This is a genomic window from Pseudoxanthomonas sp. P4_B2 (genome assembly GCF_056402315.1).
Map to the genome: position 1 here is coordinate 1 of NZ_JBFUHQ010000006.1, position 21,797 is coordinate 21,797.

Consider the following 21,797-nt stretch of genomic DNA (forward strand, 5'->3'; position numbering starts at 1 on the left):
TTCGCTAGGCGGCTCCGAGTCGCTGGAGGAGCACCGCGGTAAGGTCGAAGTTCCTCATACGACCACACCGCATAACTTTCTGCCCATGTCGGTGGGGTTGGAGCAGGTGGATGATCTGATTGTGGATCTGCGGCAAGCTTTGCACGAGGCTTGAAGAGCGCGCTGGCTTAACCCTGCTCCCCTCGGGAGACGAGCCGGCCCCGTACTTGATCCGGGGTGCCCGCAGCGCCGGATGAGGGTACGGCGAAGTCCATGATGGTGAACTATTTGGACTTCGCCGCACCCTCACCCCAACCCCTCTCAGCCTTGCACACCCTTCGGGCGCCGCAGGAGAGGGGCTTTAGCTGGAGAGGGGCTTCAGGTCGACGGAATCTTCTTCGCGAAACTCGACAAAGCCGAACGCAAGCGTGCTAAACCGTCAGCAACTTCGACGTCGGTGATGTTCAACGCTGGCACGAACCGCAACACGTCGGGTCCTGCCTGCAGCAACAACAGCCCGTTGGCGGCGGCATGATCGAGAATCTCGCCAGCGCGCCCGGCGTATTCCGGCTTCAACACCGCGCCGAGCATCAGGCCGCGACCGCGTATCTCGGAGAACAATCCGAATTCCGCACCCAGTGCGGACAATCCATCGCGCAATGCTTCCGATTGCTTGCGCACATTGGCGGCGATTTCCGGCGAACCCAGCTTCCGCAACGCCACCCGCGCCACCGCCGCCGCCAACGGATTGCCGCCGAAGGTGGTGCCGTGCGCACCGAACTGCATGATCTCGGCGACTTTCGGACCGGCGAGCATCGCGCCGATAGGGAAACCGCCGCCCAGCGCCTTGGCTAGGGTGACGATGTCGGGCTTGATGCCTTCCTGCCAATGCGCGAACAGCGTGCCGGTGCGGCCCATGCCGCACTGGATTTCGTCCAGCGCCAGCAATGCGCCATGGCGGTCACAAAGTTCACGAACGCCGCGCAGGAAGCCTTCCGCCGCCGGCATCACTCCGCCTTCGCCCTGGATCGGTTCCACCAATATCGCGGCGACGTCGCCCGCGGCCATCGCGTTGTCCAACTGCGCCAGATCGTTGAAATCGAGGTAACGGAAACCGCCCGGCAACGGCTCATAGCCTTCCTGGTATTTCGGCTGCGCGGTGGCGGTGACCGTCGCCAGGGTGCGGCCATGGAAACTGCCGCGGAAGGTGACGATGACGCGGCGATCCGGCGCACGGCCCTGCGCCGTGGCCCACTTGCGGATCAACTTGATCGCCGCCTCGTTGGCCTCGGCGCCGGAGTTGCACAGGAATAAGCGTGTAGCGAAACGCGAAGCGGCGACCAGTTCCTCGGCCAACCGCAGCGGCGGTTCGCTGTAGAACACATTGCTGGTATGCCACAGCTTGCCGGCCTGTTCGGTCAGCGCGGCGACCAGATCGGGATCGTTATGGCCAAGTCCGCACACGGCGATACCGGCGGACAGATCGACGTATTCGTTGCCGTCGCGATCCCAGACGCGCGCGCCCTGGCCACGCTCCAGGATCACTTCGCGCGGACGGTAGACCGGAAGGTAGTAGTGCTGGCCGGCGGCGAGCAGGTCGGCGGTATCGGACATTCGGTGTGGATCCTGGAAGGGATGGTTCAAGAGGCGAAGCGGATCTGCTCCGTCGGCACGGCTTCTATCACCGGGCCGAAGCTGCTGATGTCGGGCAGGGTCGCGTTGTGGTGGAGACGAATCTGCGCGGCGCTGGCATGCGCCTTGTCCTGCGTGGTGTGCGCATCGGCGGCCAGGATCACCGCGTAGCCGTGCGCGGCCGCACTGCGGGTAGTGGTATCCACGCAGAATTCGGTGGCGTAGCCGCAGATCACCACCTGCTCGACACCGGAGAACGCAAGCACTTCGTCCAGGCCCGTACGCAGAAAGGAATCGGGCGTGGTCTTGCGGATGCGGTGGTCGGCAGGCGCGACCTGCAGGCGCGGGTCCAGTTGCCAGCCCGGCGAACCGTGCTGAAGCTGGGTGCCAGGCACTTCGTGCTGCACCAGGATCACCGGCACATCGCTGGCGCGCGCACGCGCGGACAAGGCATTGATGCGTTCGATCACGGCATCGGCATCGGCCGGTGCGGGAGTTTCGTCGAACAATCCCTGCTGCACATCAATGATCACCAACGCATTTTTCATCGCTTATCCATAGTTTGAGGAAGAAGGACTCACCACACGCCCGTATTGGGCATGGACAGCCAAGGTTCCTGCGGCGGCAGACGCCCGCCTTTCTGCAGCAACTCGATGGAAATCAGATCGGGCGAACGCACGAACGCCATGCGCCCGTCACGCGGCGGCCGGTTGATCAGGACGCCCTGCGATTGCAGATGCGCGCAGGTGGCGTAGATGTCGTCCACCTCGAAGGCCAAATGGCCAAAGTTGCGCGCGCTGCCGTAGTCCTCGCTCGGCGAGCCGTCCGCGGCGGGCCAGTTGTAGGTCAGTTCGATCTCCGCTTCCGGATTGGCCGGCGCACCGAAGTAGACCAGCGTGAACCTGCCCGCCTCGTTGTCGAGGCGGCGGGTTTCGCCGAGGCCGAGGCCTTCGGTGAAGAACTTGCTGGTCGCGTCCAGATCGTGGACTCGGATCATGGCGTGCAGGTATTTCATCGTGGCGGGGGCTCCGATGGCGGGTTCGATGGAGGTACGTCAGTCAAGAAACAGATCCGGATAGAGCGGTTGCGAAGGATCGACCGCATAACCCGAGAGATCGGTGACGCCTGCCTCGGCCAGCACTTCGTCGTCGATCAGGAAATTGCCCGAAAAGCCCTCCGCGACGCGCGTGAGTACGGCGTGCGCCGCATCGGCCATGATTTCCGGCTTGCGGCCATTGGCGGCATCGACGCCGGGAATCATATTCAAAGCCTCGGTGGCGATCAGCGTGCGCGGCCAGAGCGCGTTGACGGCTACGCCTCTCGGGCCGAATTCCGCGGCGAGCCCGAGCGTGACGAAGCTCATGCCCATTTTCGCCAGCGTGTAGCCGGTATGCGGCGCCCACCATTTCGGATCCAGCGACGGCGGCGGCGCCAGGGTCAGGAGGTGCGGATTGGGCGCCTGCAGTAGATACGGCAGGCAGGCCTGCGCGCACAGGAAACTGCCGCGCGAGTTGACCTGGCTCATCAGGTCGAAGCGCTTCATCGGCGTTTCCAGCGCGCCGCGCAACCAGATGGCGCTGGCGTTGTTGACCAGGATGTCGATGCCGCCGAACAGGTCCACGGTCGCCGCGACCGCGGCTTTCACTTCGTCCTCCTCGCGGATGTCGCATTTCAGCGCAAGCCCCTGGCCACCCGCCGCGGTGACTGCGTCGGCGGCGGTGTAGATCGTTCCCGGCAGTTTCGGATTGGGCACCGCCGACTTCGCCGCGATGGCCACGTTGGCCCCATCGCGCGCAGCGCGCAGGGCGATGGCCAGGCCGATACCGCGCGAGGCGCCGGTGATGAATAGAGTCTTGCCTGCGAGGGTGGTCATGGATTTCCGTGCTTGCTGGTGATCATCGATCCGATTGTCGATTGTGGGTCGTCGGTTCGCTTCCAACAACCGTCGACCGGAAAACCGTTCTCAAGGCTTCGGCCCCTGCCCTTCATTGTCTTCCCACTTCAATATCCTGCGGGTGACGAAACGGTAAACCGGCTTGCCTGTGCGGAACCACAGATCGCGCATCCACGAGGTCCGTTTCAGCAGCCGCCACTCCACCGGGGTGAGTTTGTCGCGGCAATACATGCGTTTGTGCTTGAGCAAATGGCGCAGGTCCTCTCGCGCCAGCAGGCGCATCCAGCGCGAACGCGGATCGCCGAGCACCGCAAGCTGGAAATCGATCAGCGCCGGGCTGCCGTCGGCGCGCACCAGCCAGTTCGCTTCCTTGGCCAGATCGTTATGCGCGACGCCGCGGCGATGGACCTGCTGCAACAAGCGCCGCGCCGCGTGGAAATACGCAAGATCGCCGCGCGGCGGATTCTTATACATGGCCGTGCCGTCCAGGAAACTCCGGTCCAGGTGGGTGCCGTTCCAGTTCAATAGTTGCGGCGTCTGCACCTGCCCCACCAGCCGACGCAAGGCCAGCGCTTCGCGGCGCGCCAGCCGCCATGCGGGAAATCGCAGCCACCACGGCGACGCGGAAAGATCGCGGCGCACGAACAAACCCCGCACATCGCGCATCAGGGCGATACGGCCGAAGCTGTCGGCCTTGAGCGCTTCGACTTCGATGGCCGGTTCGTCGATGACCGGCTTTTCGATGGCTGTCTTCTCAATGATATGTTCGTGGTCCATGGCGGCAGTTTAAACCGTCTGCCCTTCCGCGCCGCCTGTGCACGCACTCTATAATCGGGCGCTAATGAATCCTTCCTGGTTCGACAACCTGCTGGCCTGGATCACTGCGCATCCCGTGGCCGCGGGCGCCGTGATCTTCGCCATCGCCTTCTGCGACGCATTGATCGTGCTGGGCGCGATCGTGCCGGCGCTGCCGTTGTTGTTCGCCGTGGGCATGCTGATCGGCCTGGGCGAACTGTCGGGGCCGTATGCCTTGGTGTCGGCCGCGCTGGGCGCATTCGTGGGCGATGCGATCAGTTTCCAGATCGGCAGGCGCTGGGGGCCGCAGCTGCGCAACCACTGGCCGTTCCGCAAGTATCCGCAGCTGCTGGATCGCGGCGAGACGATGTTCCGCCGCAATGGGCTTAAGAGCATCCTGATCGCACGCTATGTGGGCCCGATCCGCCCTTTCGTACCCGCGATCGCGGGCATGTTGAAGATGCCCTGGCGTCGCTACGTCCCGGCCAGCCTGATCGCTGCGGTGAGCTGGGCGGTGCTGTTTCTCGCCCCTGGATGGGTGCTGGGCGAGGCCTACGATGCGGTGGCGGCGGTCGCAGGACGGCTGGCGCTGGTGCTGGCGCTGGTGCTGGCGGTGATGGCCGTGGCCTGGGCGGGTGTGCTGTACACCTATCGCTGGTTCGCCGCGCATGCCGACTCCCTGCTGGCGCGCGTATTGGCGTGGTCGCACGCACATCCGGTGTTGGGGCGCTATTCGATCGCCGTATTCGATCCGCAGCGGCGCGAATCGGTGCCGTTGGCATTGCTGGCGGTGATGCTGCTGGCTATCGGCTGGATCTGGTTCGCGTTCCTGGCTTTGGTGCTCGGACATGGCGAACCTTTGGGTGTCGATCTGGCCATCCACCAGGCGATGCAGGCCCTGCGCAATCCGCTGGCCGATTACCCGATGGCCGCGCTCGCTTCGCTAGGCGACGTAGAGGTGCTTGCGCCAGCCGCCGCGCTGGTCTTGCTGTACCTGGCCTGGCGCAAACGGTGGATGGCGGCCGCGCATTGGTTAGCGGCGCTGGCCTTCGGCCTTGCCCTAACCGCCTGGCTGGGCATATCCGTGGATTTTCCGCGCCCGCCCGCGGTGAGCAGCGGTTTCAGCTTTCCTTCGATCACCATCACCATGGCCACGATCACCTTCGGGTTCTTCGCCGTGCTGATCGCGCGCGAACTTCCGGGCCGCCGGCGGATCTGGCCTTACCTGGTGTCGGGCATGGTGGTGGCATTGATCGGCTTCGCCCGTATCTATCTGGGCGCGCACTGGTTGAGCGACGTCATCGGCGGCATGCTGTTCGGCATTTTCTGGCTGCTGATATTGGGCATCGCCTACCGCCGCCGCACCATCCGCTCGCTATGGATGAAGCCGCTGGCATGGCTGTTCTACGGCGCCATCGCCGTGGCGGCGCTCTGGCATGCGCCGCGCAACATCGCGCCCCTGCTCGCGCAGTTCGAAGTCATACAGTTCTCCACCTCGACTCCACTGGAAGACTGGTGGGAAAACGACTGGCAGCAGCAGCCTGCACGACGCAACGAGTTCGACGACGAGCAACGCTGGCCACTGGATGTGCAGGTCGCCGGGCCGCTGGCGCCATTGCGCGCGCAGCTGCAGGCGAAGGGCTGGCGGATGCAGGAGGAGGCCGGCTGGGAGCAGGCCCTGAACTTGCTGGACAGCGACCTGCCCGAACAACGGCAACCCGTGCTTCCGGCCACCCTGGATACCCGCGCGGAAAGCCTGCTGATGCTGCGCGACGGACCAAAGCCAGGCGAGATGCTCGCATTGCGGTTGTGGGCAGCGCCGGTACGCCTGCAGCCGGGCGATGTGCCGCTGTGGATCGGCAGCGTGCAGACGCTGGAGCACCAGCGAGCCTTCGAATTCGTTGGCATGTGGCGGCCGCTGCGCGAAGCCGGCTCGTCGCTGGAGGCGTTGACCGAAGCGACCGAAGAGCTGGAGCATCGGGTCGCCCTGCATCCGGAGTCGCAGGTTCCCGTGCTTCGGATCCGGACGGATCGTCCTGCGAAGTAGATGTATCTGCGACCTTTTAGTGCGTCTTTAGACGGCGAGCGACTCTCTCAGAAGCCTTGCTTAAGATTTTGCTGTTGCTGTTGCCATAAAACCCCGTGAGGCGCGGCAAGCAGGACGGGATAAACCCCGCAGGGGCGGCGCACATGGATGTGCGCCGTTTCCGGAGGCGCAGGATGCGCCTTACGGAAATTCCCGGCCTGCTTGCGGACCCCACGGCTTCATCATGGGGCGCGACGTTAGAGCCTGCCCCGTACTTGATACAGGGACGGCTTTCTTTTGGTTACTTTTCTTTGCCGTTCAAAGAAAAGTGACTCGCGCAACGCGCGGCTTTCAACAGCCGAATGGCTGGTCAACGCTCTTGCTATAGTTCTGGCAGATGGCGCCAAGAGCGCCCCCATACCCCAAGGGTACTTCCTTCGGGGCGTCCGCCTTCGGCACCTTCCCCCGCAAGCAGGGGAAGGGTTCAACTACCAATTTACACAAACACTCAAGGCATCAACCGCAGCAGCATCTCCAGCCGTTCGTGCGCATCGTCTTCCTGCAGCACCGACAATCGTTGCCCATCCTCGAGCGGCAGGAATTCGGCCAGCCGCCACCCCACCCACGCCGCATCGTCGAACCGCGCGTTGCTGACCTTGCTGTGTTCGCCGCCGATCTTTTCCAAGAAGTGCTGCAGCACCGTAGCCAGCAGCGCATGTTCCGGGCGTAGGGAATCGTCGAGGTCGGCTTCGCGCCATTCCACTTCGCCCATGATCAGACCGTTGTCGCGCACCCGCGTGCGGTTCACATGGAAACGTCGTCCGCCGCGCACCTGCAAGGTGAGCAGTCCATCGTCGCCGGTGCCGAAATCCTCGATCAGCGCCTCGGTGCCGAAGGCGGCCGGCGTGGCGGGAATACCGGCTTCGCTGCCGTCCAGGATCATGCACACGCCGAAGCCGTGTCCGTTGCGGCCGCAATCGCGCACCATGTCCAGGTAACGCCGCTCGAACAGGCGCAGGCCCAATGATGCGCCGGGCAAGAGCACGGTATGCAGCGGGAACAGTGCGAGCGGCGCGCCAGTGGGCATGCGATCGGAATACTCAGCCGTCCAGTGCCGCCAGGAAACGACGCGGCGCGCCGTCGAAGCCGCCGTTGGACATGAACACCACATGGTCGCCCGCACGTGCGACCGACCTCAGCGCGCCGATCAGCGCCTCCACGTCCGGCACCGTGCGCGCGTCGCCACGGATCGCCGCCACTACTTTGCCCGCATCCCACGCCAACTCGGGGCGGTGCAGGAAGACCACCGCGTCGGCACCCGCCAGCGAGGGCGCCAGTGCATCGGAATGCGCGCCCAGGCGCATGGAATTGCTGCGCGGTTCCATCGCCACAATAATTCGCTGCGCACTGCCGACTTTCGCGCGCAAGCCCTGCAGCGTGGTCTGAATGGCGGTGGGGTGATGGGCGAAATCGTCATAGATGGTAATGCCATCGGACTGTCCGATGATTTCCAGACGACGCTTGACGCTGCGGAAATCCGCCAGGGCCGGGATTACGCTTGCGATATCGACGCCCACCGCGTTCACCGCGGCCAGCGCCGCCAATCCGTTCAAGACATTGTGCTGGCCCAGCATGGGCCAGCGCACTACACCGATCTCGGTACCGTTGTGGAGCACGGCGAACGCGCTGCCGTCTTCGTCGACCAGCCGCGCGCTCCATTCCATCGACGTATCGAAGCCGAAGCGTTCCACCGGCGTCCAGCACCCCATTGCCAGCACTTCGGCCAGGCGCTGATCCTCGCCGTTGACGATCAAGCGCCCGCGCGCCGGCACCGTGCGCACCAGGTGATGGAACTGGCGCTGGATCGAAGCGATGTCCGGGAAGATGTCGGCGTGGTCGTATTCCAGGTTATTGAGGATCGCCACCAGCGGCCGGTAGTGCACGAATTTGCTGCGCTTATCGAAGAATGCGGTGTCGTATTCGTCGGCTTCGACCACGAATTCGCGTCCGCCGCCGGCACGTGCGGAAACACCGAAATCCTCGGCCACGCCGCCGATCAGGAAACCGGGATTGCGGCCCGCGGCTTCAAGCAGATAGCTGAGGATGGTGGTGGTGGTGGTCTTGCCGTGCGTTCCCGCCACCGCGAGGGTGTCGCGCCCCGGCAACACGTTCTCGGCCAGCCATTGCGCGCCCGAGGTGTATTTGCGACCTTCGTCGAGCACCGCTTCGACCGCCGCATTGCCGCGCGAAAGCGCGTTGCCGACTACGATCTCGTCGCAATCCGGAGAAATGTTCTGCGGCAAGTAGCCTTGCGAGAAGGGAATCCCCAGCGTTTCCAGCTGAGTGGACATGGGCGGATAGATGGCCTGGTCGCTGCCCTCCACCGAATGGCCCAGCTCGCGCGCCAATGCGGCCACGCCGCCCATGAAAGTGCCGGCGATGCCGAGGATATGGAGTTTGCTCATGGACGAATTGTCGCTGGTTTCCCCCGCAAACTGGTAGGAGCGCTCCATGGGCGCGAGCTTTTAGAGGTGATTACAGAAAGAGCTCGCGCCCATGGGGCGCTCCTACAACATCGGATCAACCGACCTCTTTGGCCGGCGACAGCGCCTCGATGAGGCGGCTGAACACATCGTCCAGCGAACCCACGCCATTCACCACGGTCAGCTGACCGTGCTGGCGGTAGTAATCGATCACCGGCGCGGTCTGGTTGTCGTACACCTTGAGGCGCGTGCGCACGGATTCGGGGGTGTCGTCGGCGCGTCCCTCGGCCGCAGCGCGGCCGGCGATGCGCTCCACCAGCAGTTCGGTAGGCACTTCCAGCTGCACGGCGTAGTCCATGGGCTTGCCCATCTTCTGCAACAGCATGCCCAGCGCATCGGCCTGGGCCTGGTTGCGCGGATAGCCGTCCAGGATGAAGCCATTAGCGGTGTCGGCGCGGCTGAAGCGCGATTCCAGCATACCCAGCAGGATCTCATCGCTGACCAGGTCGCCCCGTGCCATGACCTCTTTGGCCTGAACGCCCAGCGCGCTACCGGCGGCTACTTCGGCCCGCAGCAGGTCGCCGGTGGAGATATGAGGGACCTGCAGGTATTCCTTTAGGCGCGCCGCCTGCGTGCCCTTGCCCGACCCGGGCGGGCCCAGTAGAACCAATCGCATTGCTGACTCCAAACCAAAAATGACCGGATGGCGGGCGGCGGCGCTAGACTTTGCCTGCGCCAGCGCGGCACCGCGCTATAGGCCAAGCTTACCGCATCCCACCAATCCGGAACGAACCCGACCATGGTTGCAGGCACCCTTCTTTATGCTCAATCCGGCGGTGTCACCGCCGTCATCAACGCCTCCGCTTCGGCCGTCATCGGCGAAGCCCGCGCCCGCAAGGTCAAGGTTCTGGCCGCCCGCAACGGCATCCTGGGCGCCCTGCGCGAGGATCTGATCGACACCAGCAAGGAGTCCGCCGCCGCGATCCGCGCACTGGCTTACACCCCCGGTGGCGCATTCGGCTCCTGCCGCTACAAGCTCAAGTCGCTGGAAGCCGACAGCGCCAAGTACGAGCGGCTGCTGGAAGTATTCAAAGCCCACGACGTGCGCTATTTCCTCTATAACGGCGGCAACGACTCGGCCGACACCGCCCTGAAGGTCTCGCAGCTGGCCAAGGCCTACGACTATCCGCTGACCTGCATCGGCGTACCCAAGACCATCGACAACGACCTGGCGGTCACCGATACCTGCCCGGGCTTCGGCTCGGCGGCCAAATACACCGCGGTGTCGATACGCGAGGCCGCGCTGGATGTGGCCGCGATGGCCGAGACCTCGACCAAGGTATTCGTCTACGAAGCCATGGGCCGGCATGCGGGTTGGTTGGCCGCAGCCGCGGGCCTGGCGGGGAAAAATCCGGACGACGCGCCGCAGATCATCCTGTTCCCCGAGCGCGCCTACGACGAGGCCGCGTTCCTGGCCCAGGTCAAGAAAGTGGTGACCAAGGTCGGCTGGTGCGTCGTCGTCGCAAGCGAAGGCATCCAATACGCCGACGGCCGCTTTGTGGCCGATGCAGGTGGCGGCAAGGACTCCTTCGGCCACACACAACTGGGCGGTGTGGCTTCGTATCTGGCTGGCCGGGTGAAGAACGAACTGGGCATGAAGGTGCACTGGACCCTGCCCGACTACCTGCAGCGCTCCGCGCGCCACATCGCCTCGAAGAGCGACTGGGATCAGGCCCAGGCCGCGGGCAAGGCGGCGGTGCAGTTCGCCTTGAAAGGCCAGAACGCGGTGATGCCGGTAATCGTGCGCACGTCCGATGCGCCGTACCGCTGGAAGATCGAGGCGGCGCCGCTGACCAAAGTGGCTAACCACGAGAAGAAGATGCCGAACAACTTCCTGCGCAAGGACGGTTACGGCATCACTCCCATCGCCCGCAAGTATCTGGAGCCGCTGATCCGCGGCGAAGCCTATCCGCCGTACGGGCGCGACGGTCTGCCGGCGTATGTGTCGCTGAAGAACGTGGCGGTGAAGAAGAAGCTGCCGAAGTGGGAAGGCTGACGGCGTAGGGTGGGTTCCAGCCCACCGCTCTTGGTTCCGAAGCCATCGCGATCGGATGCATGGCAATGGTGGGCCAGGGCCCACCCTATGGTCGCTTCAGAGAAACCAGCCAGCATTTTTTTACAAGACGGCGTGCCGCATACGCCGGAACATCAGCGCTCCCAACAGGAGCGCGCCATGACCGTACATCAGCTGTTTCCCTATCTCTGCGTCAGCAATACCGCCCAAGCGATCGATTTCTATCGCGAGGTCTTCGGCGCCACCGAACTGTTCCGCCTGGATGAACCCGGCGGCCGCATCGGCCATGCCGAACTGGATTTCGGCGGCACCACGCTGATGCTCTGCGACGAATATCCGGAGCATGGCATCGTCCGTCCCGATCCGGCGGCGGGCACCAGCGTCAGCTTGCACGTACACGTCGACAACGCCGATGAAGTCATTGCACGCGGATTGGCCGCCGGATCCACCGTGCTGCGCCCCGCCACCGACGCGTTCTACGGAGAGCGCTCGGGCGTGATCCGCGATCCGTTCGGTCATCGCTGGAATATCGGGCACAGCATCGAGGAAGTTACGCCGGAGGAAATGCAGCGGCGCTACGACAAGATCGGCGATCCATGCTGACCGGCAGCCTTGTCGGCGCAATGGGCTCGGCATAGCCCACGAACGTCGTCGGCCAGCTCACGAAACGCGCGCATCGTCACATGCCTATTGGAACCAGGTCTAGATTCGGTTAGCCTCGCGTCCAGGGGAGATGGCAGGGATGCGTTCTATGTTCAAGTCGGGGGGCTTGTTGCTGGTGTTGGCTGCGTCGCCATGCTGCGTTGCGCAGGACATTGCGCCGTCCATGCAGGACGACACCACAATCGCGACGCTGCGGCCGGAATCTTCGATCGCAATTTCCTGCTGCCGCATTGCCGATGGCACCGCTGTAGTGCTGGAGATCCTTGATCCGTTGGACTCCGGCTTGGTCAAGCGGGGCGACAAGTTCCGCATACGCCTCGCCGAGTCAGTATCGGTGGAAGGAAAAATCGTCCTGCCCGCCGGCATCGAAGGGCAGGGAGAAATCGTCCACGCAGCGAAATCGCGTGGCGGCGGCAAAGCCGGCGAGTTGCTTATCGCGGCACGCTACCTGCAGCGGGATGAAGCTAACCAGATTCGTTTGCGCGGAATGAAACTGGGCGGACAAGGCAAGGACAATTCGGCACTGGCGGTCGGCCTGAGCGTCGCTGTGGGCGTCTTCGCGTTCTTCGTACAGGGGGACGAGATCTTCATCCCAGCGGGCACATTGGCCCAAGCCAAAATCGCTCAGGATATGGATCTTGTACTCACTGCCATAGAGCCGCCTACGGCAATCGTCGAGCACGCGATTCCCGCGCCGCCACCAGCTATCGAGGGCATGCCCCCGGCCCCGCAGTCCTCCCTAACCACCACGCAACAAGGCGTCTCCGCGAGTACAGCGGCGTCGCCGACACACGAATCCACCCAAACCGATGAGGAGTAACACTATGCGTCCAATGTTGCATCGTTCCCTGCTGTGCCTGGCACTGGTTTGCCCGGCTTTCGCGCAGGCGCAGACGGCTGCCGAGCCCACTGCCGCGGCCCCCGCAGACACAGCGGCACCCGTGCAGGAAGCCAGCGAAGCGGTCGCCGCAACGAATGGCAAGATCGCGCCACCACCGGCAGGCAAGGGACAGATCGTTTTCTTTCGCGAAAAGAAGTTCGCTGGCTCCGCAATCCGCTACAAGGTGCGTGAAGGCGAAGCGGAACTGGGCAAGTTGAGCAGCGGCACGTACTTCGTGCATGCCACGGATCCTGGCGCGCACGAATACACCGTGCATTCCGAAGCCAAGGACATCCTGAACATGGAAGTGGAAGCGGGTGAGACCTACTACGTGATCGGTGGCGTCACCATGGGCCTGTTCGCCGGCCACCCCAATCTGTCGCCTTCGGATCAGGTCGCATTCGACAGCATGGCTGAAAAACTCAAACCCGCCAAGGCGCTGGAATAAAAATAACCCTGGCATAGGGCAATAAAAAAAGGCCGCATTCGCGGCCTTTTTTTATTTGCTCAGTTGCAGCCCTTCCCTTCCACCTTCATCTCCGCCGCGTACATCGTAATGGGCGGCAGTTTTCCGGCAGCGGCGGTTTCCTTCGATTCCTGCAAGTAAACGCGCGCGCTGCCCTGTCCATCCAGTTTGGGCGTATTGTCGGCGGGCAGCCGCCAGACGCGCACCACCGCTTGCTGCGAGGAGCAGGCGGCATTGGGTACGCGAATCACATCGTTCAATTTCCAACCGCCCGCCGACGAAGGCTTCGCCTTGGCGAAATCGACGAACCGCGCGCGCGGCTGGCATTGCGGGCTGGTGCGCACCACCGCGTATTTGTACGGCTGCGCCGCATCGGCGGTGAACACGCCTTCCAAACGTGCGCAGGCCTCGGGAATGGTACGCAACGTGTGCGCCGCGCCCACCGCCTGCGCGGTGCCGAGCGGGCGCTGGATCTCGGGCGCCGGATCGGCCGCGAAAACGGGCGAAGAGGCTACGACAAAGCCAGCGGCCAACAGGGTCGGAATCAATCGCATGCGGGTTCTCCTCGCCATTTCAAAGGCCGCAGGCTGCCATGTTGCGGCTGAACCTCGCCCGGGCGTCTGGCGGCTGCGGGGTCATCCGGTCATACTCGGGGTGCTCCAGGGATTGCTGAACACACCGCGACACGGGCTGCCGGACCATTGAATCGTTCCGGGCAGTCGTCAAGTCCGCTGCCTAGTTCGAGTGACTTGCCCGGTTGTTGCGTTGACGTTCCTCAAGCGGTTCGCTGGATTGCATCCACCAACCTTGGGAGGGGTCATGCTGGAACAAAATGGTTTTCTGGAAGCTTGGGGTTTGACGTTGGCGCTGGTCTGCGCCGCGATTGCGATTCTCTACGGCATCATTTCCGCACGCTGGATCCTGAAACAACCTGCTGGCAACGCGCGCATGCAGGAGATCGCCGCGGCGATCCAGGAAGGCGCCAGCGCTTATCTCAACCGGCAATACACCACCATCGCCATCGCCGGCGTGGTGCTGTTCGTGCTGATCGGATTCTTCCTGAGCTGGCCTGCGGCGATCGGTTTCCTGATCGGTGCAGTGCTGTCGGGTGCCGCCGGCTACATCGGCATGAACGTCTCGGTGCGCGCCAACGTGCGCACCGCCGAGGCCGCGCGCAAGGGCATCGGCGCGGCCATGGACGTCGCCTTCCGCGGCGGCGCCATCACCGGCATGCTGGTGGTTGGCCTGGGCCTGCTGGGCGTGGCCGGCTACTACGTAGTGCTGGTCAAATACATGGGCATCACCGGCGAAGCGGCGCTGCATGCGCTGGTCGGCCTGGCTTTCGGTTCCTCGTTGATCTCGATCTTCGCCCGTCTCGGCGGCGGCATCTTCACCAAGGGCGCCGATGTCGGCGCTGACCTGGTGGGCAAGGTGGAAGCCGGCATTCCCGAGGACGATCCGCGCAATCCGGCGGTGATCGCCGACAACGTGGGCGACAACGTGGGCGATTGCGCCGGCATGGCCGCCGACCTGTTCGAAACCTATGCGGTCACGGTCATCGCCACCATGCTGCTGGCCGGCCTGACCTTCGCCGACAATCCCAATGCGGTGCTCTATCCGCTGGTGTTGGGCGGCGTATCCATCCTCGCTTCGATCATTGCGACCTTCTTCGTCAAAGTAAAAGAAGGCGGCTCGATCATGGGCGCCTTGTACAAGGGCGTGATCGTCTCGGCGGTGCTGTCGGCCGTCGCGTTCTGGTTCGTGACCGACAACCTGCTGCCGCAAGGATTGACTGGTAGCGAGGGCGTTGCGATCTCCAAGCAGGCGCTGTTTCACTGCTCGCTGATCGGCCTGGTGCTGACCGGGCTGATCGTGTGGATCACCGAGTACTACACCGGCACGCAATTCAAGCCCGTGAAGCACATCGCGGCGGCTTCGACCACCGGCCATGGCACCAATATCATCGCGGGCCTCGGCATTTCGATGAAGTCCACCGCGCTGCCGGTAATCGTGATCTGCGCGGCGATATGGGGCGCGTACGCGCTCGGCGGGCTGTTCGGCATCGCCATCGCCGCCACCGCGATGCTTTCGATGGCTGGCATGATCGTGGCGCTGGATGCGTACGGCCCGATCACCGACAACGCTGGCGGCATCGCCGAGATGGCCGAGCTGCCGCCGGAAATCCGCAACATCACCGATCCGCTGGATGCCGTGGGCAATACCACCAAGGCGGTGACCAAAGGCTATGCGATCGGTTCGGCTGCACTGGCGGCGTTGGTCCTGTTCGCCGACTACACCCACAACCTGCAGACCGCGCATCCGGGCAGCGTCTTCACCTTCGACCTGTCCAACCACATGGTGATCATCGGTCTGCTGATCGGCGGACTGATTCCTTATCTGTTCGGCGCGATGGCGATGGAAGCGGTGGGCCGTGCGGCCGGTTCGGTGGTGGAAGAAGTGCGCCGCCAGTTCCGCGAGATTCCGGGAATCATGGAAGGCACCGGCAAGCCCGACTACAGCAAGGCCGTGGACCTGCTGACCAAGTCGGCAATCAAGGAGATGGTGGTGCCGTCGTTGCTGCCGGTCGCGGTACCGGTGGTGGTGGGTCTGCTGCTGGGCCCGCAAGCTTTGGGTGGCTTGCTGATCGGCACCATCGTCACCGGATTGTTCGTGGCCATTTCGATGACCACCGGTGGCGGCGCCTGGGACAACGCCAAGAAGTACATCGAGGATGGCCATCATGGCGGCAAGGGTTCAGAGGCGCACAAGGCCGCGGTCACCGGCGACACCGTAGGCGATCCGTACAAGGACACCGCTGGCCCGGCCATCAACCCGCTGATCAAGATCATCAACATCGTGGCCCTGCTGCTGGTGCCGGTGTTGCCCATCAATGGCTGGCTGGGCAGCGGCGATGCGGCGGCTGGCCATGCGCCGTCGGCGATTAGCGCCGCAGCGGACGATGCGCATTTGGCCAAGCTGTATTTCGACGTGGGTGCGACCTCGCCCACCGGTGCCGATGCTGCGCTGGCCAAGGTACTGGCCACGCTGCAGGCCGACCCGGCTAGCAAAGCGCGCATCTCCGGCTATCACGACGCCAGCGGCAGTGCGGCGACCAACGCAGAGATTGCCAAGGAACGTGCCCAGACGGTGCAGGACCTGCTGGTCGCCAACGGCATTGCCGCCGAGCGGATCGTGCTGGACAAGCCGGTGCTGACCACCGGGGCTGGTCCGGCTGAGGAGGCGCGGCGAGTCGAGGTGCTGGTGGAATAGGGGCTTGGGTTCAAGTCATGGATTGAAAAAGGCGGCTTCGGCCGCCTTTTTCTTGCCTCCTCCCTTGCGAAGCGGGGAAGGAGGCATTTCCACCAGTTGCACTCGTCTACCCTCCGGGCCTGCTCTCCCTCGCACCGGCAAGGCAGCGGTCTCCCTGCTGCGGCGCAACACGCAAGCGGTTAGAATGCCCGCCCCCGTATTCGCAAGTTGGAGCAAGGCATGGGCCTGGACCACGTTTCCACCGGCAAGAACCCGCCCGACGAAATCAACGTCGTTATCGAGATCCCGAAGGATTCGGAGCCGGTGAAGTACGAAGTGGACAAGGAAAGCGGCGCGATCTTCGTCGACCGCATCCTCTCCACGCCCATGCGCTACCCCTGCAACTACGGCTATGTGCCCCATACCCTGTGCGGCGACGGTGATCCGGCCGACGTGCTGGTGGTGCTGCCGCTGTCGCTGATCCCCGGATCGGTGATCCGCTGCCGTCCGGTCGGCGTGCTGCGCATGACCGACGAAGCCGGCAGCGACGAGAAGATCCTGGCCGTGCCCGCCACCAAGGTGTTCAACGGCTACGCCCATATCGAAGACATCGGCCAGGTTTCGCCGCACTGGCTGGAGCGCATCGGCCACTTCTTCGAGCACTACAAGGACTTGGAGAAGGGCAAGTGGGTCAAGCTGGACGGCTGGGGCGGCGCGGAAGAAGCCAAGCAGATCCTGCGCGAGTCGATGACCCGCTATGAGGCTAGCGCGGAAAAGCCCAAGTTCTGAATTAGAGCCTGGCGCTGAGCCAGGCCTTTGGCCAGCACTGCGCGCGCGCGTTCCATCGTCGGCATCAATCCCGGCAGCATCGGCTCGATGAGGGCTGCATGTTTCCGCCATTTGTCCGGCGCCGGACGCGTCAGGGTGTAGCGCGAAAAGGGCAGGGTTTCGCCCAGCTGCCTGTCCCAGGGAAGATTCAGGGCCGCGCTGAGCTCCTGCATCTGCTTCTGCGGCTGGGCAAGAAGAGCGGCGTAGTCCATCGCGCACCAGCGGTCTGGCGCTATTGCCTCGATTGCATCCAACAGGCATTCCATCGTGGTCTGCCACTGCGCCGCCACTATTCGGTGCAGGGGGCCGGACGCCAGCTCGCGCCAGCCCGGCACCAGCACCAGCGACCACGGCATCTGCTGCCAGCCAGGCAATCCCGGATAGGTGCGGAAACGTCCCGATTGCCACGCATCGATCATGCTTCCGATCGTTTCACGCGCATCGCGATAGAGGAAGACGAAACGCCCTTCTGGAAATACCTCGTTGAGGAAACCTACGCGTAGAGCGTTTTTAGGCGTCTTCTCCAACATGCGTACCGGCATCGTTTGCGGCGGACGCCCGTCGCGATCGCGCAGCGCGGCTTTGAAGTGGCTGCGCAACTCCTGCACGCGTTCTGGCGACGCATCCGAGGCTTCGAGCACGTTGGAATCGAAACCTCGGTCTCGCGGACTCAGTCCGCGTACCTGCTCGATCATCTGGTGGCTTTCGCCACCGATTGTGTAGACATCAGGAGCTTGCGTCAGCAATTCGAACAACAAGGTGGAGCCGGACCTCGGCGGCGACAGAATGAAGACCGGACGGTCGAAGACAGGATCCCGCCGATCCGAATGTATCAGCGGAGCAGTCGCTTCCGTCACTGAAGATTGCCCGCAGTGGCCCTGAGCAGAGGCGAGGCGACGCGTGCCGGGACGTGATTGTCGATCAACGCGGCACGGGCGACCATCATCGTAAGTGCGGGAAGCAGGGGCGAGTCGTTGCGAAGCCTTGCATCGGCCACGTGCGGCTTGGCCTTGGCGAGAAAGTTGGCGAGCAATCCCCGGTATTCGGGTTCGGCGTTTCTAGAATCGCCATGGTCGGCCCACACTGCCCGCCATGACCGGTAAAGGCTTTCTGCGTAATTGCGCAGCGGTTCGACCGAAGGCGAGGGAACCATTTCGCCCAGCAGAAAATCGAGATGATGTTTGAGTTCCCACGGCGACATGACCGAAGGTACGTTGTGCGACTCGAAACGGATGGAAGGCTTGGCAGCGGCATCGAATTCGATCCGTCGCGGTTGCCAGGCGACCGGTTCGGCGCCGCCGCCGATGGTCCTGCCTGCGTCGACCATCTTCCAGAACTGTTCGCCGCCGGTGGTGTCGCACACCAAGTGGATCCGGGAACGGTCATCGGCGTTGAGAACCCGATGCAGTCGCCAGGTGTCGAATATCCAGCATTCGCCTGCGGCCATGTTGATCACCGAACCGCCGCACTCGAAGCTCACCGTGGGCTGGGTCACGACAGGCACGTGGATTCTCACGCGTTCGGTCCAGTAGTAACCCTGGTCGACATGTAGCTTCACTTCGGCGCCGCCGGACAGGCGCATCAGGCGGGTCCGCCCTACCGTCACCCCGAACGAAGCCAGCGCCTGTTGCAAGTACGGGCACCGCGCCAGTTCGGGCGTGGGCAGCATCGGTCCGCTGAAGCTTTCGTTGCCCGCCTCTCCGTTCACGGCTACCAGCGGAAGCATGGAATTGCCGGGAAAGTTCTGCGGGTGAGGTCGCCATGGCGCATCGCCCAGGGCCGCTATCTCGTCGGCCAGCCGCTGCGCATCGAAGCTGATCGGCAGCTGCACGAAGGGCGAATGAAGTTTCATAGGGCTCACCGCAAAAGTGGGTGGCAGGCGGTCGCCATACCGTATTCCGCGGATTTTAGACCATACGTCCGACCGTCGCGAATGGATGGAAAAGCCTGGAATCGTCGATTCTGCCCCGGAAAGACGAATCCCCGGCCAAGCCGGGGATTCGGTTGTACGCTTCTTGCTACGGCTGGCTTCAGTTGAACGAGTACTTCGCACCTACGGTGTAGTAGCGGCCGATGGCGCCGCTGAAATCCAGCGGATTGTAGTTGATGGCGCCGTAGGTCAAGGGATCCAAGGGCGCGATCCGATCGGTCACGTTGGCGACGGAGCCGAAGATTTCCCAAGCGTCGGTGGGCCTCCAGCGAGCCGACAGGTCGATCGTGTAGAACGACTTCAGCTCGCAGCCGTTCGGCGCATCGGTTCCATCGGCGAAGTGGTTGGCGCAGTCGGTATCGGCCTCTTCCGAGACGTTCTTGATGCTGTCGCGCCAGTTCACCACGCTGCTCACGCTGAAGCTGCCGATGTCCCAGGTCGCACCGAAATTGACCCGGTTCTTCGGTGTACCGATGCAATTGGTGACATCGCAGTTGCCGTGGGTGCCGGCGAATTCGTGCCGGGTGCCATCCACGTCTTCACGCTCGAAGGAATTGATGCGGGTCCATTGCAGGTCAAGCGACAGTTTTCCGGCGTTGTCCATGTCGAAGCGCTGGCGCACGTCGAAATCGAAGCCCTCGACCGTGGTGGAGCTGGCGTTCTCGTAACCGACCAGCACCGCCAGGATCGTGCCGCTGTTGGGCGTGCCCGGAATGTCGTTGGTGCCGCGGATCACGTTGGCGCCGCCTGCGGCGATAGCCGCATCCGAGCTGCCGCCGAAGATCTCGTCGGTGCGCTTGATCCGGAAAGCATCGAGCGTGAGTGAAGTGCTGGGCGTGGGATCCAGCACCAGGCCGACGGTGTAGCTCTTGGACTTCTCCGGCTTGAGGTCCGGGTTGGGCGAAGTGATGAGCGCGATCGGGCCGGCATCGCAATCCTGCGGTTCGTGGCCAGGCGCCGCGCAACGGACAGGATCGTTTGCGGTACTGAAAGCCGCCAGGCCACCGGTTCCGTTTTCTGCCGGATTAGGCGCACGGAAGCCCTCGGCGTAGGTACCGCGCAACGCGATCCAGTCCGCCGGACTCCACTTGACGCCGAATTTCGGCGTGGTAGAAGTTTCGCCACCCTTGTAGCTGTCCACACGCACCGCGGCGTTGAGTTCCAGCGACTCGAGTACCGGGGCCACCAATTCGGCGTAGGCGCTGCCGACTTCCTCGGTACCCGCATAAGCCGAATACCCCAAGCCGATGATGTCGCCGAGATCGGTGAAGGTCTGCGGCGTCAGAGATACCGATTGCTTGCGCCATTCCAGACCCACCGCCAGGCCCATCGCGCCACCGGCCATATCCATCAGCGAGCGCGAAGCCTTGGCGTCGAAGATATCCAGCTTGGTTTCGCCCTTGGCCATGATGGTCGGCGAGATGTAGTCGTACAGGGCTTGGCTGTTCAGGCCGGAGTCGTCGCCAATGCGCCAGTAGCCGACCGGGCTGTTCGGATCGCTCAATGCGGTCAGCACATGGCTGTACTGCAGGAACCCTTTGCGGCTATTGGTCAGGCTGGTTTCCGAATGCAACAAGCCGACATCGTAATCCCAGGCGCCTGCGGTTCCTTTGACACCGACCAGGAAGCGCACCAGATCGCTCTCGTTGTTGACCGTACGCGGGCCCACATCGAAGGCCGTATACCGCAGCCTGACGGCTTCGCCGAACGGATTGTCGGGATGGCCGGCGCCGAGCATGGTGGCGCCGGGTCCGGGATCGTTGGCGTTGACCGGTCCGCCGGGGTAGCCCCATGCGCCGGAAACGCCCGATGGCGTGTTGTGGAATTCGGTCTTCTTCTTCGAGTAACTGAATTCGGTGTACAGCTCGGCGCTGTCGTTGAAAGCGAAGGTGCCGCGCGAGAAGAAATTGATGTACTCCTCCTGCGGCGACAGATCGCGGAATTGGCCCACGTCCCACAGGCAGCCGCCCGCCGGATCTTGCGGGGTCACACTGGAAAGCGCTGCGCAGCCGGGAAGCGATTCGAACAGGCCGGTGCCGGGATTTTGGGCCGCACCGGTCGGTCCGCCGCCCGCGCCGGTGCCGCCGCCGGTGATTCTCCCGGGCAGGTTGGTGCCCACGGCATATCCCCAGGGACGCGTGTCGCCGGTGCCGATCCACTTGCGGTTGCGGCGGTCGCTAACGCCGATGGCATCGGTCTTGGAAGCCTCGACGCTGAAGAAGAAATTGAAATCGTCCTCGGCCAGGTCGCCGAAACCGGCGGTGATCGATCCTTTGCGCTGGTTGCCGTCGCTGTCTCCGGAAGTGCCGTAAGAGCCCTTCACCACCACGCCAGTGAAATCCTTGCGCAGGATGACGTTGACCACGCCAGCGATCGCATCCGAACCATAGATGGCCGACGCGCCGTCCTTGAGCACGTCGATGCGCTCGACAGCCTCCAACGGGATGGTGCTCAGATCGGTGAAGACCTTCTGGCCGTCATCGGCCAGACCGAAGGGCGCCAGGCGCCGGCCGTTCAACAGCACCAGCGTGGAACCTGCGCCCAGGCCGCGGAGCGAGACACCCGCGCCGCCGCCGGCGAAGCCATTGCCGAAGCTCTTGGGAATGGAACCGGCGCCATCGGCGGTTATGGTTTGCAGGTATTCGGCAACCGTGTTTTTGCCGGTGCGATCGATTTCCTGACGGGTGATCACCTGCACAGGCGATGCCGTTTCGGTGCTGGTACGGGGGATGTTCGAGCCCGTCACCACAATCTTGTCTAGGGTGGTCGCATCTTCTGCGGGTGCCGCTTCCTGGGCTTGCGCCGCGAAGGGAGCAGCCAGGATGAGGGCGATGCCCGCCGGCAGCGCCGCGCGCCGTAGCTTGCTGTAAATCATTTTGTATCTCCGGGTTCGTTACG

Annotated in this window: 19 protein-coding genes and 1 pseudogene; 8 read left to right on the top strand and 12 right to left on the bottom strand. The window is 63.7% G+C overall.

All coding sequences use genetic code 11. The features are described from left to right. Positions 1 to 357: 357 nt before the first annotated feature. The 5 genes from AC1DTQ_RS15150 to AC1DTQ_RS15170 all read right to left on the bottom strand — a co-directional run bounded on the left by AC1DTQ_RS15150 (position 358) and on the right by AC1DTQ_RS15170 (position 4,282). Entirely contained in the window at positions 358 to 1,593 is a 1,236-nt protein-coding gene (locus AC1DTQ_RS15150) for an acetylornithine transaminase (RefSeq protein ID WP_477850634.1), read from the bottom strand. A gap of 26 nt (positions 1,594 to 1,619) precedes the next feature. Then, positions 1,620 to 2,159 carry a cysteine hydrolase family protein gene (locus tag AC1DTQ_RS15155; RefSeq protein WP_477850635.1) on the bottom strand — a complete coding sequence of 180 codons (540 nt, stop codon included), beginning with the start codon at positions 2,157 to 2,159 and terminating at the stop codon, positions 1,620 to 1,622. A gap of 29 nt (positions 2,160 to 2,188) precedes the next feature. After that, positions 2,189 to 2,626 carry a VOC family protein gene (locus AC1DTQ_RS15160; RefSeq protein WP_477850636.1) on the bottom strand — a complete coding sequence of 146 codons (438 nt, stop codon included), beginning with the start codon at positions 2,624 to 2,626 and terminating at the stop codon, positions 2,189 to 2,191. 39 nt (positions 2,627 to 2,665) lie between these two features. Next, on the bottom strand, positions 2,666 to 3,484 hold the full coding sequence (locus AC1DTQ_RS15165; RefSeq protein ID WP_477850637.1) for an SDR family oxidoreductase: 819 nt from the start codon (positions 3,482 to 3,484) through the stop codon (positions 2,666 to 2,668). 90 nt (positions 3,485 to 3,574) lie between these two features. After that, positions 3,575 to 4,282 (bottom strand): protein kinase family protein, encoded by a 708-nt coding sequence (locus tag AC1DTQ_RS15170; protein ID WP_477850638.1) that lies wholly within the window; start codon positions 4,280 to 4,282, stop codon positions 3,575 to 3,577. Positions 4,283 to 4,346: 64 nt separating this feature from the next. Here AC1DTQ_RS15170 and AC1DTQ_RS15175 point away from each other — a divergent pair, with 64 nt between their 5' ends. Next, a complete protein-coding gene (locus AC1DTQ_RS15175; RefSeq protein WP_477850639.1) occupies positions 4,347 to 6,347 on the top strand; it encodes a bifunctional DedA family/phosphatase PAP2 family protein in 2,001 nt (666 codons plus the stop codon). A 487-nt stretch (positions 6,348 to 6,834) separates the two neighbouring features. On the opposite strand, the gene AC1DTQ_RS15180 is transcribed toward AC1DTQ_RS15175, so the two are convergent. The 3 genes from AC1DTQ_RS15180 to AC1DTQ_RS15190 all read right to left on the bottom strand — a co-directional run bounded on the left by AC1DTQ_RS15180 (position 6,835) and on the right by AC1DTQ_RS15190 (position 9,485). Next, positions 6,835 to 7,413 carry an LON peptidase substrate-binding domain-containing protein gene (locus AC1DTQ_RS15180; RefSeq protein WP_477850640.1) on the bottom strand — a complete coding sequence of 193 codons (579 nt, stop codon included), beginning with the start codon at positions 7,411 to 7,413 and terminating at the stop codon, positions 6,835 to 6,837. A gap of 13 nt (positions 7,414 to 7,426) precedes the next feature. Continuing rightward, complete coding sequence (mpl, locus tag AC1DTQ_RS15185) at positions 7,427 to 8,791, bottom strand: UDP-N-acetylmuramate:L-alanyl-gamma-D-glutamyl-meso-diaminopimelate ligase (protein ID WP_477850642.1); 1,365 nt, start codon at positions 8,789 to 8,791, stop codon at positions 7,427 to 7,429. Between the two features lie 115 nt (positions 8,792 to 8,906). Beyond that, the gene (locus AC1DTQ_RS15190) at positions 8,907 to 9,485 is read right to left on the bottom strand and encodes an adenylate kinase (protein WP_477850644.1); all 579 of its coding nucleotides are present in this window, start codon (positions 9,483 to 9,485) and stop codon (positions 8,907 to 8,909) included. 123 nt (positions 9,486 to 9,608) lie between these two features. Between AC1DTQ_RS15190 and AC1DTQ_RS15195 the strand changes: the two genes are divergently transcribed. The 4 genes from AC1DTQ_RS15195 to AC1DTQ_RS15210 all read left to right on the top strand — a co-directional run bounded on the left by AC1DTQ_RS15195 (position 9,609) and on the right by AC1DTQ_RS15210 (position 12,874). After that, positions 9,609 to 10,865, top strand: coding sequence for a 6-phosphofructokinase (locus AC1DTQ_RS15195; RefSeq protein ID WP_477850645.1), 1,257 nt, complete (start codon positions 9,609 to 9,611; stop codon positions 10,863 to 10,865). 177 nt (positions 10,866 to 11,042) lie between these two features. Further along, positions 11,043 to 11,486, top strand: a complete 444-nt coding sequence (locus AC1DTQ_RS15200; protein ID WP_477850647.1) for a VOC family protein — start codon at positions 11,043 to 11,045, stop codon at positions 11,484 to 11,486. Between the two features lie 223 nt (positions 11,487 to 11,709). Next, a complete protein-coding gene (locus AC1DTQ_RS15205; protein ID WP_477850648.1) occupies positions 11,710 to 12,366 on the top strand; it encodes a hypothetical protein in 657 nt (218 codons plus the stop codon). Between the two features lie 4 nt (positions 12,367 to 12,370). Continuing rightward, positions 12,371 to 12,874 (top strand): DUF2846 domain-containing protein, encoded by a 504-nt coding sequence (locus AC1DTQ_RS15210; RefSeq protein ID WP_477850649.1) that lies wholly within the window; start codon positions 12,371 to 12,373, stop codon positions 12,872 to 12,874. A gap of 59 nt (positions 12,875 to 12,933) precedes the next feature. On the opposite strand, the gene AC1DTQ_RS15215 is transcribed toward AC1DTQ_RS15210, so the two are convergent. Further along, entirely contained in the window at positions 12,934 to 13,446 is a 513-nt protein-coding gene (locus AC1DTQ_RS15215) for a hypothetical protein (protein ID WP_477850651.1), read from the bottom strand. A gap of 265 nt (positions 13,447 to 13,711) precedes the next feature. On the opposite strand from AC1DTQ_RS15215, the pseudogene AC1DTQ_RS15220 reads away from it, so the two are divergent. The 3 genes and pseudogenes from AC1DTQ_RS15220 to ppa form a co-directional block, all read left to right on the top strand. After that, positions 13,712 to 15,775: pseudogene (locus AC1DTQ_RS15220) on the top strand (sodium-translocating pyrophosphatase); the annotation flags it as partial. A gap of 105 nt (positions 15,776 to 15,880) precedes the next feature. After that, entirely contained in the window at positions 15,881 to 16,162 is a 282-nt protein-coding gene (locus AC1DTQ_RS15225) for an OmpA family protein (RefSeq protein WP_477850856.1), read from the top strand. 219 nt (positions 16,163 to 16,381) lie between these two features. After that, complete coding sequence (ppa, locus tag AC1DTQ_RS15230; RefSeq protein WP_310095488.1) at positions 16,382 to 16,930, top strand: inorganic diphosphatase; 549 nt, start codon at positions 16,382 to 16,384, stop codon at positions 16,928 to 16,930. Here ppa and AC1DTQ_RS15235 read toward each other — a convergent pair. The 3 genes from AC1DTQ_RS15235 to AC1DTQ_RS15245 all read right to left on the bottom strand — a co-directional run bounded on the left by AC1DTQ_RS15235 (position 16,897) and on the right by AC1DTQ_RS15245 (position 21,774). After that, positions 16,897 to 17,826: a sulfotransferase family protein gene (locus AC1DTQ_RS15235; RefSeq protein WP_477850652.1), complete on the bottom strand. Its 930-nt coding sequence runs from the start codon at positions 17,824 to 17,826 to the stop codon at positions 16,897 to 16,899. The genes ppa and AC1DTQ_RS15235 overlap by 34 nt on opposite strands. Next, positions 17,823 to 18,821: an aspartyl/asparaginyl beta-hydroxylase domain-containing protein gene (locus tag AC1DTQ_RS15240; protein ID WP_477850654.1), complete on the bottom strand. Its 999-nt coding sequence runs from the start codon at positions 18,819 to 18,821 to the stop codon at positions 17,823 to 17,825. Before AC1DTQ_RS15240 ends, AC1DTQ_RS15235 begins: the two co-directional genes overlap by 4 nt. Before the next feature lie 178 nt (positions 18,822 to 18,999). Continuing rightward, a complete protein-coding gene (locus AC1DTQ_RS15245) occupies positions 19,000 to 21,774 on the bottom strand; it encodes a TonB-dependent receptor (protein WP_477850655.1) in 2,775 nt (924 codons plus the stop codon). Positions 21,775 to 21,797 lie beyond the last annotated feature (23 nt).

Coding starts and splice junctions, on each gene's coding strand:
- ppa (WP_310095488.1), top strand. CDS start 16,382: ATGGGCCTGGACCACGTTTCCACCGGCAAGAACCCGCCCGACGAAATC.
- AC1DTQ_RS15175 (WP_477850639.1), top strand. CDS start 4,347: ATGAATCCTTCCTGGTTCGACAACCTGCTGGCCTGGATCACTGCGCAT.
- AC1DTQ_RS15195 (WP_477850645.1), top strand. CDS start 9,609: ATGGTTGCAGGCACCCTTCTTTATGCTCAATCCGGCGGTGTCACCGCC.
- AC1DTQ_RS15165 (WP_477850637.1), bottom strand. CDS start 3,484: ATGACCACCCTCGCAGGCAAGACTCTATTCATCACCGGCGCCTCGCGC.
- AC1DTQ_RS15240 (WP_477850654.1), bottom strand. CDS start 18,821: ATGAAACTTCATTCGCCCTTCGTGCAGCTGCCGATCAGCTTCGATGCG.
- AC1DTQ_RS15155 (WP_477850635.1), bottom strand. CDS start 2,159: ATGAAAAATGCGTTGGTGATCATTGATGTGCAGCAGGGATTGTTCGAC.
- AC1DTQ_RS15215 (WP_477850651.1), bottom strand. CDS start 13,446: ATGCGATTGATTCCGACCCTGTTGGCCGCTGGCTTTGTCGTAGCCTCT.
- AC1DTQ_RS15180 (WP_477850640.1), bottom strand. CDS start 7,413: ATGCCCACTGGCGCGCCGCTCGCACTGTTCCCGCTGCATACCGTGCTC.
- AC1DTQ_RS15160 (WP_477850636.1), bottom strand. CDS start 2,626: ATGAAATACCTGCACGCCATGATCCGAGTCCACGATCTGGACGCGACC.
- AC1DTQ_RS15205 (WP_477850648.1), top strand. CDS start 11,710: ATGCAGGACGACACCACAATCGCGACGCTGCGGCCGGAATCTTCGATC.
- AC1DTQ_RS15210 (WP_477850649.1), top strand. CDS start 12,371: ATGCGTCCAATGTTGCATCGTTCCCTGCTGTGCCTGGCACTGGTTTGC.
- AC1DTQ_RS15245 (WP_477850655.1), bottom strand. CDS start 21,774: ATGATTTACAGCAAGCTACGGCGCGCGGCGCTGCCGGCGGGCATCGCC.
- AC1DTQ_RS15190 (WP_477850644.1), bottom strand. CDS start 9,485: ATGCGATTGGTTCTACTGGGCCCGCCCGGGTCGGGCAAGGGCACGCAG.
- AC1DTQ_RS15170 (WP_477850638.1), bottom strand. CDS start 4,282: ATGGACCACGAACATATCATTGAGAAGACAGCCATCGAAAAGCCGGTC.
- AC1DTQ_RS15150 (WP_477850634.1), bottom strand. CDS start 1,593: ATGTCCGATACCGCCGACCTGCTCGCCGCCGGCCAGCACTACTACCTT.
- mpl (WP_477850642.1), bottom strand. CDS start 8,791: ATGAGCAAACTCCATATCCTCGGCATCGCCGGCACTTTCATGGGCGGC.
- AC1DTQ_RS15200 (WP_477850647.1), top strand. CDS start 11,043: ATGACCGTACATCAGCTGTTTCCCTATCTCTGCGTCAGCAATACCGCC.